This is a genomic window from Bradyrhizobium sp. USDA 3240 (assembly GCF_054063295.1).
The window spans coordinates 8,113,104-8,127,455 of the sequence record NZ_JBSSGD010000002.1; the positions used below are offsets into that span (position 1 = coordinate 8,113,104).

Annotated in this window: 13 protein-coding genes; 6 read left to right on the forward strand and 7 right to left on the reverse strand. The window is 64.5% G+C overall.

Translation table 11 applies throughout. The features are described from left to right. Nucleotides 1-1,197 (reverse strand): acetyl-CoA C-acyltransferase, encoded by a 1,197-nt coding sequence (locus ACVIGA_RS38630; RefSeq protein ID WP_456670151.1) that lies wholly within the window; start codon nucleotides 1,195-1,197, stop codon nucleotides 1-3. 589 nt (nucleotides 1,198-1,786) lie between these two features. Here ACVIGA_RS38630 and ACVIGA_RS38635 point away from each other — a divergent pair. Then, nucleotides 1,787-2,248 (forward strand): hypothetical protein, encoded by a 462-nt coding sequence (locus ACVIGA_RS38635; RefSeq protein ID WP_456670152.1) that lies wholly within the window; start codon nucleotides 1,787-1,789, stop codon nucleotides 2,246-2,248. Between the two features lie 41 nt (nucleotides 2,249-2,289). On the opposite strand, the gene ACVIGA_RS38640 is transcribed toward ACVIGA_RS38635, so the two are convergent. Next, nucleotides 2,290-2,457 (reverse strand): hypothetical protein, encoded by a 168-nt coding sequence (locus ACVIGA_RS38640; RefSeq protein ID WP_298364293.1) that lies wholly within the window; start codon nucleotides 2,455-2,457, stop codon nucleotides 2,290-2,292. Between the two features lie 282 nt (nucleotides 2,458-2,739). Between ACVIGA_RS38640 and ACVIGA_RS38645 the strand changes: the two genes are divergently transcribed. Continuing rightward, nucleotides 2,740-4,002, forward strand: coding sequence for an MFS transporter (locus ACVIGA_RS38645; RefSeq protein WP_456670153.1), 1,263 nt, complete (start codon nucleotides 2,740-2,742; stop codon nucleotides 4,000-4,002). 93 nt (nucleotides 4,003-4,095) lie between these two features. Here ACVIGA_RS38645 and ACVIGA_RS38650 read toward each other — a convergent pair whose 3' ends face one another. Beyond that, entirely contained in the window at nucleotides 4,096-6,375 is a 2,280-nt protein-coding gene (locus ACVIGA_RS38650; RefSeq protein ID WP_456670154.1) for an FdhF/YdeP family oxidoreductase, read from the reverse strand. A gap of 270 nt (nucleotides 6,376-6,645) precedes the next feature. Further along, on the reverse strand, nucleotides 6,646-7,416 hold the full coding sequence (locus ACVIGA_RS38655; RefSeq protein ID WP_456670155.1) for an enoyl-CoA hydratase: 771 nt from the start codon (nucleotides 7,414-7,416) through the stop codon (nucleotides 6,646-6,648). 237 nt (nucleotides 7,417-7,653) lie between these two features. Here ACVIGA_RS38655 and ACVIGA_RS38660 point away from each other — a divergent pair, with 237 nt between their 5' ends. Both ACVIGA_RS38660 and ACVIGA_RS38665 read left to right on the forward strand, forming a co-directional pair. Then, nucleotides 7,654-8,193, forward strand: a complete 540-nt coding sequence (locus tag ACVIGA_RS38660) for a PaaI family thioesterase (protein WP_456670156.1) — start codon at nucleotides 7,654-7,656, stop codon at nucleotides 8,191-8,193. A 60-nt stretch (nucleotides 8,194-8,253) separates the two neighbouring features. Then, nucleotides 8,254-8,862 (forward strand): TetR/AcrR family transcriptional regulator, encoded by a 609-nt coding sequence (locus tag ACVIGA_RS38665; protein WP_456670157.1) that lies wholly within the window; start codon nucleotides 8,254-8,256, stop codon nucleotides 8,860-8,862. Nucleotides 8,863-9,014: 152 nt separating this feature from the next. On the opposite strand, the gene ACVIGA_RS38670 is transcribed toward ACVIGA_RS38665, so the two are convergent. Together ACVIGA_RS38670 and ACVIGA_RS38675 are read right to left on the reverse strand one after the other, a co-directional pair. Beyond that, a complete protein-coding gene (locus ACVIGA_RS38670) occupies nucleotides 9,015-9,527 on the reverse strand; it encodes a chromosome partitioning protein ParB (RefSeq protein WP_456670158.1) in 513 nt (170 codons plus the stop codon). A gap of 198 nt (nucleotides 9,528-9,725) precedes the next feature. Then, on the reverse strand, nucleotides 9,726-11,285 hold the full coding sequence (locus ACVIGA_RS38675; RefSeq protein WP_456670159.1) for a winged helix-turn-helix domain-containing tetratricopeptide repeat protein: 1,560 nt from the start codon (nucleotides 11,283-11,285) through the stop codon (nucleotides 9,726-9,728). A gap of 171 nt (nucleotides 11,286-11,456) precedes the next feature. Here ACVIGA_RS38675 and ACVIGA_RS38680 point away from each other — a divergent pair, with 171 nt between their 5' ends. Next, nucleotides 11,457-11,696, forward strand: coding sequence for a DUF1127 domain-containing protein (locus tag ACVIGA_RS38680; RefSeq protein WP_456670160.1), 240 nt, complete (start codon nucleotides 11,457-11,459; stop codon nucleotides 11,694-11,696). 15 nt (nucleotides 11,697-11,711) lie between these two features. Here ACVIGA_RS38680 and ACVIGA_RS38685 read toward each other — a convergent pair whose 3' ends face one another. Beyond that, nucleotides 11,712-12,626: a LysR family transcriptional regulator gene (locus tag ACVIGA_RS38685; RefSeq protein ID WP_456670161.1), complete on the reverse strand. Its 915-nt coding sequence runs from the start codon at nucleotides 12,624-12,626 to the stop codon at nucleotides 11,712-11,714. A gap of 120 nt (nucleotides 12,627-12,746) precedes the next feature. On the opposite strand from ACVIGA_RS38685, the gene ACVIGA_RS38690 reads away from it, so the two are divergent. Continuing rightward, complete coding sequence (locus tag ACVIGA_RS38690) at nucleotides 12,747-14,243, forward strand: CoA-acylating methylmalonate-semialdehyde dehydrogenase (RefSeq protein WP_456670162.1); 1,497 nt, start codon at nucleotides 12,747-12,749, stop codon at nucleotides 14,241-14,243. The last annotated feature ends 109 nt before the right edge of the window (nucleotides 14,244-14,352 follow it).

Sequence of the window (14,352 nt, forward strand, 5' to 3'; positions counted from 1 at the left end):
CTAGTGCGTGACCCGCTCGACGGCGATCGCGGTGGCTTCGCCGCCGCCGATGCACAAAGCGGCGACACCGCGCTTCAGGTTCTGCGCCTCCAGTGCGTGCAGCAAGGTCACGATCAGCCTCGCGCCGGTGGCGCCGATCGGATGGCCGAGCGCACAGGCGCCGCCGTTGATGTTCAGCCGGTCACGCGGAATTCCGAGATCGCGCTGCGCCGCCATAGCGACCACCGCGAACGCCTCGTTGATCTCGAACAGGTCGACATCGCCGACGCTCCAGCCGACCTTGTCGAGCAGCTTCCTGATCGCCGGGATCGGCGCGGTGGTGAACCATTGTGGCTCCTGGCTGTGGGTGGCGTGGCCCTTGATTTCGGCCAGCACAGGCAGGCCGTCGCGGTCGGCGAGCGAGCGTCGCGCCAGGATCAGCGCCGCGGCACCGTCGGCATTGGCCGAGGAGGCGGCCGGCGTGATGGTGCCGTTGGCGCGAAACGCCGGCTTCAGCCCGGGGATCTTGGCCGGATCGACCTTCAGCGGGTGCTCGTCATTGGCGATGATGCGCGGACCTGCCTTCTCGGTGAGCGTGATCGGCGCGATCTCGGCCTTGAAGGCGCCGCCCTCGACCGCCTTGCGGGCGCGGCTCAGCGTCTCCATCGCGAACGCGTCCTGGTCGGCGCGGGTGAACTGATAGGCCTCCGCAGTCGCCTCGCCGAAATCGCCCATCGAGCGGCCGGTCTCATAGGCGTCTTCGAGCCCGTCCATCATCATGTGGTCGATGATGCGGTCGTGGCCGGCGCGATAGCCGCCGCGGGCCTTTTGCAGCAGATATGGCGCGTTGCTCATGCTCTCCATGCCGCCGGACAGCACGATCTCGGCCGAGCCGGCCTTGATGATGTCGTGGGCCAGCATGGTCGCCTTCATGCCGGAACCGCAGACCTTGTTGACCGTGGTGGCGCCGGTGGCATCCGGCAGCCCGGCGCCGCGCGCGGCCTGACGGGCGGGGGCCTGGCCCTGGCCGGCGGGCAGCACGTTGCCCATGAAGACCTCGTCGATGCGCTCAGGCGCAAGCTTGGCGCGCTCCAGCGCCGCACCGATCACATGCGAGCCGAGCTTGTGGGCTGCAAGCGGCGTGAGCTCGCCCATGAAGCGGCCGAGCGGTGTGCGGGCGGCGGAGAGGATGACGACGGGATCGGTGCTGGTTGCCATGGCAGGATTCCCTTCAATGCCGGGGATTTGATTGAATTATCCTCATCATATGATGCGCTGCAAAAAATGCAACTCCGGCTCCCATGACAAAATGTCGTGTTCGCATGAGTTGGAGGGAGCGCATTGCGCGGCGGAGTGATGCACGGGGCTCTCCCCACCGTTGTCCCGGCGAAGGCCGGGGCCCATACGCCGCAGCAGATAAGGTGAACGGGACTCGTCGTTCCCAGCGATGCGAAACATGACAATTTATGGTTATGGGTCCCGGCCTTCGCCGGGACGACGCCGAATTTTTTGCGCGACCTTCGCCATTTTATCGCGGGGGCTTGCGCCGTCGGGCAACTCAGATGTCTGGGGCCGCGCTTCCATCTACCCGTCATTCCGGGGGCGCGCGGAGCGAGAACCTGGAATCCATTCCACCACTAGTACGGGGCACAATGGATTCCGGGCTCTCGCTTCGCTCGCCCCGGAATGACGAGTTGAGAGATCCGTGCGAAGCTGGTTACGAACAATCCGAGCAGTTGATGCAGGCTCTGAAGCACTTGAACAGGCAAGCCGGTCTAGAAAGCATTGCATCGATCCAGGAACGCCCATGACCACGCTTCGTATCCACGACGGCAGCAACGGCGCACTGGCGCTTGATCTTCGCGATCTGATCGATCTGCTTGCTCCGCGCTCGCTCGAAGCCAGCTGGACGGTTTCGCCGGTCGTGCTGCACGATCCGGTGCTCGACCATTCCTTTGATGAATTCATGATCGTTGGGCAGGGCGCGCCGGGAGAAGATTTCCTCGAGAAGTGCGCAGCCGGCGGTTCGCCTGTCGGTGGTGCGCTGCTTTCAAAAGCTGCACGGGAAGCAACTCAAGTGATTTGGGGGCAGTTCGTCGGCACCCTTCCGGGCAGGAGCGACACATGGATCATGATCCGTGCGATCGACGGCACGTTCTTTGAGGTTACGTCATCTGATGGAGCGGTCCTCAACGCGATCCGCTCGGTTTACAAAGACGTACGGATGGCCGCCGGTCCGGTCACGTCAATTCCGATTGCGCCAGCTTGATGGAGGGCCGGCTCATCCGTTCGTTCGCTGGCGTTGCTGGCCTATTCCGACCGCCAGGCCCCCAGCAAGAACCGCCGCTTCGGTGCGGCGCCGGCCTGCTTCTGCACATCGGGCAGATCGACGGCATAGCGCTTCATCAATAGCTTGATTGCGATCCCGATGATCACAAAGGGCGTCACGTAGATCGCGAAAACTTCGAAGGCTGTCATGGCGTCCTCCGCGGTTTCGGATGACGCATACTAGCACAATCATCTCGCGGGGCGGAGGGGGCGACCGGCGGTCGCGGGCGCTGGGCAGTGCAGCACGTTGGCGCCGATGCCGTCGCGCATGGCCGCATGCGGCGGCTTCGATTGACACCGGCAGGCTCGGCGCTACGCTTCCGGAACAGGACGTTTTCCCAAGAGAATCAACGACCGGGATCTAAATCCGGATTCAAGACCCAGAAGAACCAAGAAAAAGGCAGGACACGCCGTGACACGCGTCATCGCGTCTTGAGCGGGACCACGCGGACTTCCGCGCTCGCGCCATTTCGCATCCGCAGCTATCGCTTTCAATGGCCGTCCGACCTGCTCACCTCCTGGGCGTTCGAGGTCGAGACGCTGGTGCTCGGCTGGTACATCATGGTCGAGACCGGCTCGGTGCTGCTGCTGACCGTGATGGCTTCGTTGCAATATGTCGGAACGCTGGTCGCGCCGGTCGTCGGGATGATCGGCGACCGCATGGGGCATCGCGATCTGCTCGCCGTGATGCGCTTTGCCTATACCGCGCTCGCCGGCACCATCATGATTCTGGCGCTGACCGGCCATCTGGCGCCGCTGAAGGTCATGGTCATCGTCGCGCTGATGGGCGTGATCCGTCCGTCGGATCTCGGCGTGCGCGGCGCGCTGCTCGCCGACATCATGCCGCCGGCGCAGCTGGTGGGCGCCATCAGCCTGGCGCGCACGACGCAGGATAGCGCACGCATCGCCGGCGCACTGACCGGAGCGGGATTGTTCGCGGCGCTCGGCATCGGCTATGTCTATGTCGGGATCGCCAGCTTCTATTTCATGGCCGCGATCCTGATGCTCTGCATGGGTCGCCCGGCCCAAGCGCACGGCATGGCCGACGAGGCGGCCGGTGACGCGCCGGGCTCAAAGCTGCTGCGCGACCTCAAGGAGGGCATCGTCTATGCTTGGAGCGGTCCCGGCATGCGCGCGGCACTCTGCGTCGCGTTCCTGGCCAACCTCACCGCGTTTCCGCTCACCAACGGCCTGCTGCCTTTCGTCGCGCGCGACATCTTCCATACCGACCAGACCGGGCTCGGCTATCTCTCCGCGAGTTTTGCCTTCGGCTCGCTGATCGGTTCGATCACGCTCAGCCTGGCCGGCGGCGTGCGCATCGCGCGGCTGCTGATCGGCGCGACGCTCGCCTGGTATGCGATGCTCATGGTGTTCGTCGAGCTCAGGACCATGCCGGTGGCGATGGCCTGCCTGGTGCTGGCCGGGATCGCGCAGAGCATGTCGATGATCTCGGCCGCCGTGATGCTGATGCGCAACGCCAGCGCGCATCTGCGCGGCCGGGTGATGGGCGTGCGCATGATGGTGATCTACGGCCTGCCGCTCGGCCTGCTCGCGGCCGGCAGCCTGATCGACCTGATCGGCTACACCGCAACCGGCACGCTGCTCGCCGCCGCCGGCTTCATCGCGATGCTGGCAATCGCGCTGCACTGGCGGGCTGACCTCTGGCCGGTGCACGCGCCGGCGAATGCAAGGTGAAACTTCGGTAGCCTGGATGAGCCGAGCGATATCCGGGGCCGCTGGTCCCGCATGTCGCTGCGCTTATGCGGGCTACGTCCTGCGATACGGGCGCTACACCGCCTGAGCCGCCCGCCGGATATGCACCGGGACCGACTTGTACGACGGCGTGCCGCTCTCCTTGTCCTGGTAGTCGAGCGGCACCAGGCCGTTGGCTTCCGGATAATAGGCGGCGACCGAGCCGCGGGCGATGTCGTAGACGATCGCGGTCAGGGTGAGGCGGCGCGGCGCGCCGGAGGGCAGCGCGGTCTCGATCTCGACGAGATCGCCATGGGCGAGGCCGCGCGCGGTGAGGTCCGCCTCGTTGGCGAACAGCACGTCGCGCCGCCCGAACACGCCGCGATAGCGGTCGTTCAAGCCATAGATCGTGGTGTTGTACTGATCATGGCTGCGGATGGTGGCGAGCTTGAGGATGGTCTCGTCCGACAAGACCGGGTCCTCTTCGAGGCCGTCGAAGATCAGGAATTCGGCCTTGCCTGATGGCGTGGTCCATTTGCGCTCGGTCGGAGGCAGCGGCAGGCGGAAGCCGCCGGGAATCCGGATCCGCGCGTTGTAATCCTTGAAGTCGGGGAAGACGCCCTCGATGGCGTCGCGGATGCGGTCGTAATCGGCGATCAGCTCAAGCCACGGCACCTTGCTCGCCGGCAAGGTCGCCATCGCCATGCCGGCAACGATCGCCGATTCCGAAAGCAGGTTTTCGGAGGCCGGGGTCAGCTTGCCGCGCGAGGCGTGCACCATCGACATCGAATCCTCGACGGTGACGACCTGCGGCCCCGAGGCCTGGATGTCGCGTTCGGTGCGCCCCAGCACCGGCAGGATGATCGACTGCTTACCGACCAGAAGATGCGAGCGGTTGAGCTTGGTGCCGAGATGCACCGCGAGCTCGAGCTTGCGCATGCCGGCCGCGCAACGCTCGGGATCGGGCAGCGCGATGGCGAAATTGCCGCCGAGGCAGATCAGGACCTTGGACCTTCCGTCGTCGATCGCCTCCATCGCTGCGACCGCGTCATGGCCGTGATGGCGCGGTGGCTTGAAACCGAAGGTGCGCTCGATGCCCTCGAACATCGGGATGTTGGGCTTCTCAGTGATGCCGACGGTGCGGTTGCCCTGCACGTTGGAGTGGCCGCGCAGCGGGCAGATGCCGGCGCCCGCCTTGCCGTAATTGCCCTTCAGCAGCAGCAGGTTTGCGATCTGGTGGACATTGTCGGTGCCGCGGCTGTGCTGGGTGATGCCCATGCCGTAGGTGACGATGGTGGCATTGGATTTTGCATAGGCGGCGGCGATTTCGCCGAGCTGGGCGCGCGTGAAACCGGACACGGTCTCGATCGCCTCCCACGACGTGGCGCGCAGGTCGGCGGCGAACGCGGCAAAGCCGTTGGTGTGCTCGGCGATGAAGCCGTGATCGAGCACGTCGTGCGTCGCGTCATCCTTCTCGATCAGCGCCTTCATGACGCCTTTCAGCACCGCGGCGTCGGCGCCGACCTTGGGCTGATAATAGGTCGAGGCGATCCGCGTCGAGCCAAGGGTCGCCATCTCGATCGGGTCCTGCGGATCAGCAAAGCGCTCCAGTGCGCGCTCGCGCAGCGGATTGAATACGATGATCGGCGCGCCGCGGCGCGAGACCTCCCACAACGTGCCCATCATGCGCGGATGGTTGGTGCCGGGGTTGTGGCCCATCGCGATGATCAGCTCGCAATGGTCGAAATCGTCCAGCGACACCGTGCCCTTGCCGATGCCGATCGATTGCGGCAGCCCGACACTGGTCGCCTCGTGGCACATGTTCGAGCAGTCGGGGAAATTATTGCTGCCGTATTCGCGCGCGAAGATCTGGAACAGGAACGCGGCCTCGTTCGAGGCGCGACCGGAGGTGTAGAACTCGGCCATGCCGGGATCGGGCAGGCTGCGCAGGCTCTCGCCGATCCGCGCGAAGGCGTTGTCCCATGTGATCGGCTGGTAGGTGTCGGACGCGGCGTCATAGGCGAGGGGGTCGGTCAGGCGACCCTCATTCTCCAGATGGAAGTCGCTCCAGGTCAGCAGCTCGGTGACGGTGTGCCCGGCGAAGAAGTCCGGCGTGACGCGCTTGCTGGTCGCCTCCCAGGTCACGGCCTTGGCGCCGTTCTCGCAGAACTGGAAGGTGGAGGTGTGCTCCTTGTCCGGCCAGGCGCAGCCCGGACAATCGAATCCGTCCGGCTTGTTGGTGCGCAGCAGCGTGATCGGCGCCTCGACCAGATCCATCTGGTCGCGCACCGCTGTCGCGGTGGCCTTGAGGGCGCCCCAGCCGCCGGCCGGAGCATTGTAGGGTCGGATACCGGGAACGTCGCGCTTTTGGACCATATGTCCTCCTGCAGCTCTTGAGTTCTGACCTCGTGCGTCTGTCCCGAAAGTGATTGCTTTGTTGGCCGCGAGCGCGGCGATCCGCGAGACCTGCGTTCCGATCGACGTTCTCGATCTGAAACACCAGGCTCGCGCGATGGAGGTTAGACTAATCGGCTGGGGCCGGCGGTCAACACTCTGTCAGGTCGGTCTCGTAGCCCGGATGAGCGAAGCGATATCCGCGACGGCCGATCCCGCATGTCGCTGCGCTCATGCGGGCTACAAAAGCATCTACCGCTTGCGATCTAGAAATCCCTGCAACAGCCGCTGCGGCTCGCCGGTCTGGAACGACTCTCCGAACATGCCGACGCTGAGGTTGACCGACTCGGTCAGCGGCAACTCTTCCCATTGCCGCAGCAGGTCCTTCTGAATGCGCAGCGCTTCGGGGCCGCATTCCAGCAGTGCCTTCACGGTGTGCTCGACGGCCTCATCGAGGCCGCCGGGTTTTGCCACGGTGTCGACGAGGCCCCAGGCGAGCGCGGTGGAGGCGTCGATGTTCTCAGCGGTCATCATCAGCCAGCGGGCGCGACCCCAGCCGATCAAGCGCGGCAACAGCGCGGCATGGATCACCGAGGGAATGCCGACGCGCACCTCGGGCATGCCGAACATGGCGTCATGCGCCGCGACGCGGACGTCGCAGGCGGCCGCGACCTCAAGGCCGCCGCCGAGGCACCAGCCAGGCAGGCGGGCGATGACGGGCGCCGGGAATTTGCGCACCGCCTCGCAGAGATCGCGCAGGCGGCTGATGAACGCTTCGGCTGACGCCTGGTCGAGCGTCGCCATCTCCTTGATGTCGGCGCCACCGATCATGCTGCGCTCGCTTTCGCCGGCCAGGATCACGGCGCGGATGGTCCGATCGGCGGCCAGGTGCTCAAAGCCTTCGCGCACGCCGTTGGTCACGGCGGAGCTGACGATGTTCAGCTTGCCGGCGTTGCAGATCGTGAGGCGGACGACGCCTCGCGCGTCGCGGTCGATGCCGCAGTGTGGATTGAGCATGTCCATTGGAAAGGTCCCGGCGCAGGAATTAACACGTCATTCCGGGATGGTGCGTAAGCACCAGACCCGGAATCTCGAGATTCTCGGTGCGCAACTGCGCACCTGAGGGTTCGATGCTTCGCATCGCCCCAGAATGACTCGGGCCATGTCCCGGACAAAGCCCGCCTCTGTCAAGGTGCTGGCCCTGTTGCGCTGCACGGCGCTGCCATATAGAATTATGTTTATCATATAAATGGAGCCATCATGACCGCCGCTGAGACATCAGACCTGCATTCGCTTGAACTGACGCGCTCGCGCGTGGTGGAATGGCAGGCGCCCGGGCCGGTCGCCAAGGCGGCGATGCCGATGTCCGGCATCGCGGCGATGCGCGCGATTCGCGACGGCCACTTGCCGCCGCCGCCGATGGCAAAGCTGATCGGCTTCCGCATGGCTGTTGTCGACGAGGGGAGGATCGTGATGGAACTCGAGCCGCATGAGAGCCTGGAGAACACCATCGGCCTCTTGCACGGCGCGACTGCTGCCGCGCTGCTCGATACCGCGATGGGTTGCGCGATCTCGACCCTGCTGCCGGCCGGGCAGACCTCAGTGACATTAGACCTCAAGTTGACCTATCTGCGCCCACTCTCCCTGCGCTCGGGAACCATCGCGGCCGAGGGCAAGGTGATCAAGCTCGGTCGCCAGACCAGCTACACCGAGGGCTTCGTCCGCGACGGCAAGGGCAATCTTGCGGTGCACGCGACTGCGACATTTTCCATGCTCGGCGGGGAACCAAAAGCGAAATAACTGCAGCATTCCGGGCGCAAATCTGTTATTGTATGATTAGAAACATTCCATGAGAGCGGCATGCGCTATTCGAAAGAACACAAGCAGGAGACCCACGCGCGGATCGTGAAGAAGGCCGCGACGCGGCTGCGCGAGAAGGGCGCCCATGGCATCGGCGTCGCCGACCTGATGAAGGACGCCGGCCTGACCCATGGCGGCTTCTACGCGCATTTCGACTCGCGCGAGGCGCTGGTGATCGAGGCCTTCAACTACGCCATGGACCGCGCCAACGAGCGCTGGCGCAAGGTTACGGCGGAGGTGCCGCCGGAGAAGCGGCTTGCGACCATCGTCGACGGCTACCTGTCGGCGATCCATCGCGACGATCCCGGCCAGGGCTGCGCGGTGCCGGCGCTCGGCGCCGAGATCGCCCGCGAAAGCCTGAAGACCCGCAAGGCCTTTGCGCTCAAGCTCGACCAGATGATCGATATGATCACCGACCAGATCCAGGACGTGCCGCGCAAGACCGCGCGCAAGCAGGCGATGGCTACGCTCGCGACCATGCTGGGCACCATCGTGATGTCGCGGATCGCAGGCAATGGCGAGATGTCTGACGAGATCCTGAGCGCGGGCCGCGAGGCGGTGCTCGGCCGGGCGGCGGTGACGAAGAAACCGCGTGCCAGAGCGAATTAGCGGAGTTCCTGCGACGAGGCGCCGGATCTCCCGGTTCGGTTTTCGTCGGCAACGAAGCCATGAGGCACCCTTTGGAAGGCCTCAGCCCTGCGAGGCTTCCGGAGTGACGGCCCGGCGCATGCTCCCTCCGACCTTGATGGCCGGGGCGGTCATCAATAACGACCACCATCGCGCTTTTGTTGTGTGAGCCATTCCGACAGCGTCCTCGTTTTTGATGGTGGCTCGCCCGAGGACCCTCGTCTGATGCTCGTTCCGGAGCGAGCCGACCGAAGCCTGGCTGATTCAGTTTCCACGATCGCGTCTGCGGAAGCCGACGATCGCTCGGCAGCTTCTCTCTCGAGGCGCAGCTTCTTCAAGCGCGCCATTTTGTCCCGCTCGGCCTCTGTCTCAGCTCCGTCGGACAACAGCGTCTTGTGGTGAGCAGTCTCTGCTGAACCCCAGACTCCGATGATGGTCGTCTCGCCAAGCGCCTTGCAGGCCTCGAGCCGATGTAACCCTTCGAGCAAAACCAGGCGGCCCTCATCGGGCCGAACGAGAATGGGGACTTGTTGCCCAACGTCCAGAATACTCGCCGCGATTTCTTGAACGAGCTCAGGCCTGAGCGTTTTCCGTTTCTTAACGGGCACGTAAATCTGATCGATTGGAAGACTTTCCGGGTCGGGCACAGTGTTACTCCCTACTCAGGATCCGTCCAAAATGCGGTATAAGGATGAAGCGCCACATCGCCAAGGCATTTCTCAAACTGAACTCGAGGGCCAGCGCGCTAGTCGGGTCGTCCCGCTGAACAGCGCGCGCTCGGCTTCGCCGGTCTCGTAGATGCAGTCCGCAAAGGCGCTGCTACGGGGCGGGCCGCGAACCGGCGGTCAGTCCGGAAGCCCCGCTTCGCGAAGGCCCTTGGCAAAAAGCGCAAGATGCTCTGCCCGGCGGAATGGGGTCAGATCTCCCAGATTGGAGATGCGCAAATCGGGATTGCGCTCGCGTGCGCGCGCGATGCCTTGCCGTGCCGGCTCGAGGCGTCCGGTGAGCGCGTTGCTGGCCGCGAACATGCAGATTGCCAGTAGGAAATCCGGATTGTCGCGCAACGCTTTCTCGGCCGATGACAGAGCCATGTCGTAACGGCCCGAGAGAAAGTGAGCATAGGACACGGCTGCGTGCATTGTGTGCATCGCCGGATCGAGCGGGCTCAGGCGCATGGCGCGCGCAGCGTAGTCAAGTGCGAGGTCGGGCTCGCCTCCAAAAGCTCTCACCCAGGCACCAAGATTCCAGGCTTGCGCCAGGTTCGGATTGATCGCCAGTCCGCGATCGACGAATGCGATAGCATCGTCGAACTCATGGGCGATAAAGGCGAGCACGTAGGCACCCATGCACATCGCTGCCGGGTCATCTGCTCCCAGATGCACTGCCTTCCGGCCGAGCCGCGTAGCTTCGGCAGATTCCTGGTCAGGATCGATCATCCAGCGGCGTGCCTTGCGTTGGATGTAGCACCACCCGGCCATGCCATAGGCGCACGCCAGACCGGGGTCGAGCTCGATCGCCTTGCGAAAGAGCAGGAGCGCTTCGTTGTTGGTTTCTCTGGTCCATCGACGAACGCGCGCCAGGCCACGCAGGTAATAGTCGTATGCATCCAGATTCTCGGTTGGCTTGCGCCTGGCCCGCTTGATTTCCTCGCGCTGCAGCATGGGCGCGATTGCGCCGACGACGGTCGAGGTCACCTGGTCCTGCAGATCGAAGACATCTTCGAGCGCACCATCAAAGCGGTCAGCCCAGAGATGTGCGCCGGTCTCGGCATCGATGAGCTGGCCGGCGATGCGAATGCGATTTCCGGCCTTGCGCACGCTCCCTTCGAGGACATAGCGCACCGCGAGTTCGCGGCCGACCTGTTTGACGTCCACGGACCGGCCCTTGTAGGTGAAACTCGAATTGCGCGCGATCACGAGCAGCCAGCGAAACCGCGACAATGCCATCGTGATGTCCTCCACGATGCCGTCGGCGAAGTACTCCTGCTCCGGGTCGGCACTGAGGTTCTGGAACGGCAGCACGGCAATGGATGGCTTGTCGGGAAGCTTGGGGAGCGCCTGCGGTGGTTCGGCCAGGGCGCCGGCCGTCGCCGCGTGCTCCTCGCGGACCGCACCGACGAACCGGAAGCCTCTGCGCGGCAGGGTCTTGATGAGGCGCTGCTCATCGCCGGAATCGCCGATTGCGCTGCGCGCGGCGTTGAGGCGCGTGGTCAGGGCTGCGTCCGACACGCTGCGTCCATTCCAGATGGCGTCGATGACGTTGTCCTTGCTGACGACGCGCTCCCGGTTGCGGATCAGGAAGTCGAGCAGGTCGAATACCTGTGGCGCGACAGCGACCATGTCCGTTCCGCGATGCAACTCGCGGCGGCCCGTGTCGAGTGCGTACTCCTCAAAGAGATAGCGCAAGCTGCGAATCCCTTGGGTGTGCCTCCGACGATCGGTCGTGAGGCGCCTTGGCACCGCTTGGAGTGCCAAGAATAAGCCGCTGGTGAGGAAAATGTAAGCAGCGTGTCAAGCGCGCGCGTTCATGCCGCGGCACCTTGTCTGGGTGGATGAACGTATCCTGGAGGTGCTGCAATGAGCGCGATCTACGGTCCAACGAGTTCAGCCCAGGCGGTCGCATCGACGCCGCGGATCTTCAGTGCTTTCAAGGGCTTTTGGGATGCAGTTCAGGAATGGCGCAAATGGGAGCGGCTTCGTTCCGATCTCGGCAGCCTGAGTGATCGGGAGCTCATGGACATCGGGATCTCGCGTGGTGAGGTCGACTATGTCGCATCGAATCGGGATACGGACCCGCGAGGCATTCGATCCGTCTGACGATGTCGGTGAGCCCTACGCCCCGCTGAACAGCGCGCGCTCGGCCTCCACGGTCTCGTAGATGTAGTCCGCCACGGCACGGATGCGGGCGAGGTCCTTGCTGTCGGCGTGCATCAACAGCCAGAAGGTGCGGGAGATCCGCACCTCGTCCCGCAGCACCGGTTGCAGTTCGGGGTGGGCTGATGCCATGAAGTGCGGCAGCACGGCGATGCCGAAGCCGGCGATGGTGGCGTTGAGCTGCGCGATCAGGTTGGCGCTGCGGAATTTCGCGGAAATCTTCGGCGAGACCAGCGGCAGATAGTCCAGTTCCGGCGTGAACAGCAGCTCCTCGATGTAGCCGACGAAGCGGTGCTTCGGCAGGTCGGTACGCGCGGCGATCTTTGGCGCCTGTGCGAGATAGCCGGGTGCGGCATAAAGCCCGAGCGTGTAGTCGAGCAGTTTGCGGCCGACGATGCGGCCTTCCTTCGGCATGGTCAGGCTGATTGCGATGTCGGCCTCGCGCTTGGAGAGCGAGAACAGCCGCGCGGTGGCGACGAGCTGCAGATCGAGATCGGGATACCGCTCGGTGAACTTGACCAGCCGCGAGGCCAAAAAGTGGCTGCCGAAGCCGTCGGGCGCGCCGATCCGCACCGTGCCGGTGAGATGCGCGCGCGAGCCGCCGACCGCCTCCTGATTGGCGACGATGGTCGATTCCATCGCCTCGGCACTGTCGGCGACGTGCTGGCCGGCCTCGGTGAGCAGATAGCCGGTCTTGCGGCGATCAAACAGTTTTGCGGACAGGTGGCCTTCCAGCCGGTCGACACGCCGGATCACTGTGGCATGATCGACGCCGAGCTGCTTGGCAGCAGCCGATACCGACCCGCCGCGCACGATGGCAAGCACGAAACGGAAGTCGTCCCAGTCGATCGTGTCGCCGCCTTGATCCTGCATTTCCGCACATCTATGGTGCAATTTATCGGACTTGAATCCTATAAAATGCAGGGTCATTAGGGTTTGTAAAGCGATCTTGCCGCGAGGAGCGGCGATTCACGTCTTCAAGGGAGGATATTCATGCGCTCGATCGGACATTTCATCGGTGGCAAGGAGGTCAAGGGCACCTCGGGCCGTACGGCTGACGTCTTCGAGCCGATGACCGGCGACGTCCAGGCCAAGGTCGCGCTGGCCTCCAAGGCCGAAGCTCGCGCCGCGGTGGAGAACGCCCGCGCCGCGCAGCCGGAGTGGGCCGCCACCAACCCGCAGCGCCGCGCCCGTGTCATGATGAAGTTCGTCGAGCTGGTGCAGCGCGACTATGACAAGCTCGCCGAGATTTTGGCGCGCGAGCATGGCAAGACCGTTCCCGACGCCAAGGGTGACATTCAGCGCGGCCTCGAAGTCGCCGAGTTCGCCTGCGGCATCCCGCATCTGATGAAGGGCGAGTACACCGAAGGCGCCGGCCCCGGCATCGACATCTATTCGATGCGCCAGCCGCTCGGCGTGGTCGCCGGCATCACGCCGTTCAACTTCCCGGCGATGATCCCGATGTGGAAGTTCGCGCCCGCGATCGCCTGCGGCAACGCCTTCATCCTCAAGCCGTCGGAGCGCGATCCGGGTGTGCCGATGGCGCTGGCCCAGCTGATGATCGAAGCGGGCCTGCCGGCCGGCATTCTCAACGTCGTCAACGGCGACAAGGAAGCGGTCGACGCCATCCTCGACGATCCCGACGTCAAGGCGATCGGCTTCGTCGGCTCGACCCCGATCGCGCAGTACATCTACGAGCGCGCCGCGCAGACCGGCAAGCGCTGCCAGTGCTTCGGTGGCGCCAAGAACCACGCCATCATCATGCCCGATGCCGACATGGACCAGGCGGTCGACGCGCTGATCGGTGCCGGCTATGGCTCGGCCGGCGAGCGCTGCATGGCGGTCTCGGTTGCGGTGCCCGTCGGCAAGACCACGGCCGACCGGCTGATGGAAAAGCTGATCCCGCGCGTCGAGTCGCTCAAGATCGGCACCTCGGTTGATCCGTCGGCCGATTACGGCCCGCTGGTGACCCGCGAGGCGGTCGAGAAGGTCAAGAGCTACATCGACATCGGCGTCAAGGAAGGCGCGACGCTCGCCGTCGACGGCCGCGGCTTCAAGATGCAGGGCTACGAGAACGGCTTCTATCTCGGCGGTTCGCTGTTCGACAACGTCACCAAGGACATGCGGATCTACAAGGAAGAGATTTTTGGCCCGGTGCTGTCGGTGGTGCGCGCCAAGGATTATCACGAGGCGCTGGCGCTGCCGTCCGACCACGACTACGGCAACGGCGTTGCGATCTTCACCCGCGACGGCGACACGGCGCGCGACTTCGCGGCCAAGGTCAATGTCGGCATGGTCGGCGTTAACGTGCCGATCCCGGTGCCGATCGCCTATTACACCTTCGGTGGCTGGAAGAAGTCCGGCTTCGGCGATCTCAACCAGCACGGTCCGGACTCGGTCCGCTTCTACACCAAGACCAAGACGGTGACCTCGCGTTGGCCGTCCGGCGTCAAGGACGGCGCGGAGTTCTCGATCCCGACGATGAAGTAGTTTCCGGGAACGTCATTGCGAGCGCAGCGAAGCAATCCATCTATCCCCCGCGTGGAAGAATGGATTGCTTCGTCGCTTCGCTCCTCGCAATGACGATGGGGTAACCTTC

Coding starts and splice junctions, on each gene's coding strand:
- ACVIGA_RS38630 (WP_456670151.1), bottom strand. CDS start 1,197: ATGGCAACCAGCACCGATCCCGTCGTCATCCTCTCCGCCGCCCGCACA.
- ACVIGA_RS38635 (WP_456670152.1), top strand. CDS start 1,787: ATGACCACGCTTCGTATCCACGACGGCAGCAACGGCGCACTGGCGCTT.
- ACVIGA_RS38640 (WP_298364293.1), bottom strand. CDS start 2,457: ATGACAGCCTTCGAAGTTTTCGCGATCTACGTGACGCCCTTTGTGATC.
- ACVIGA_RS38650 (WP_456670154.1), bottom strand. CDS start 6,375: ATGGTCCAAAAGCGCGACGTTCCCGGTATCCGACCCTACAATGCTCCG.
- ACVIGA_RS38655 (WP_456670155.1), bottom strand. CDS start 7,416: ATGGACATGCTCAATCCACACTGCGGCATCGACCGCGACGCGCGAGGC.
- ACVIGA_RS38660 (WP_456670156.1), top strand. CDS start 7,654: ATGACCGCCGCTGAGACATCAGACCTGCATTCGCTTGAACTGACGCGC.
- ACVIGA_RS38665 (WP_456670157.1), top strand. CDS start 8,254: ATGCGCTATTCGAAAGAACACAAGCAGGAGACCCACGCGCGGATCGTG.
- ACVIGA_RS38680 (WP_456670160.1), top strand. CDS start 11,457: ATGAGCGCGATCTACGGTCCAACGAGTTCAGCCCAGGCGGTCGCATCG.
- ACVIGA_RS38685 (WP_456670161.1), bottom strand. CDS start 12,626: ATGCAGGATCAAGGCGGCGACACGATCGACTGGGACGACTTCCGTTTC.
- ACVIGA_RS38690 (WP_456670162.1), top strand. CDS start 12,747: ATGCGCTCGATCGGACATTTCATCGGTGGCAAGGAGGTCAAGGGCACC.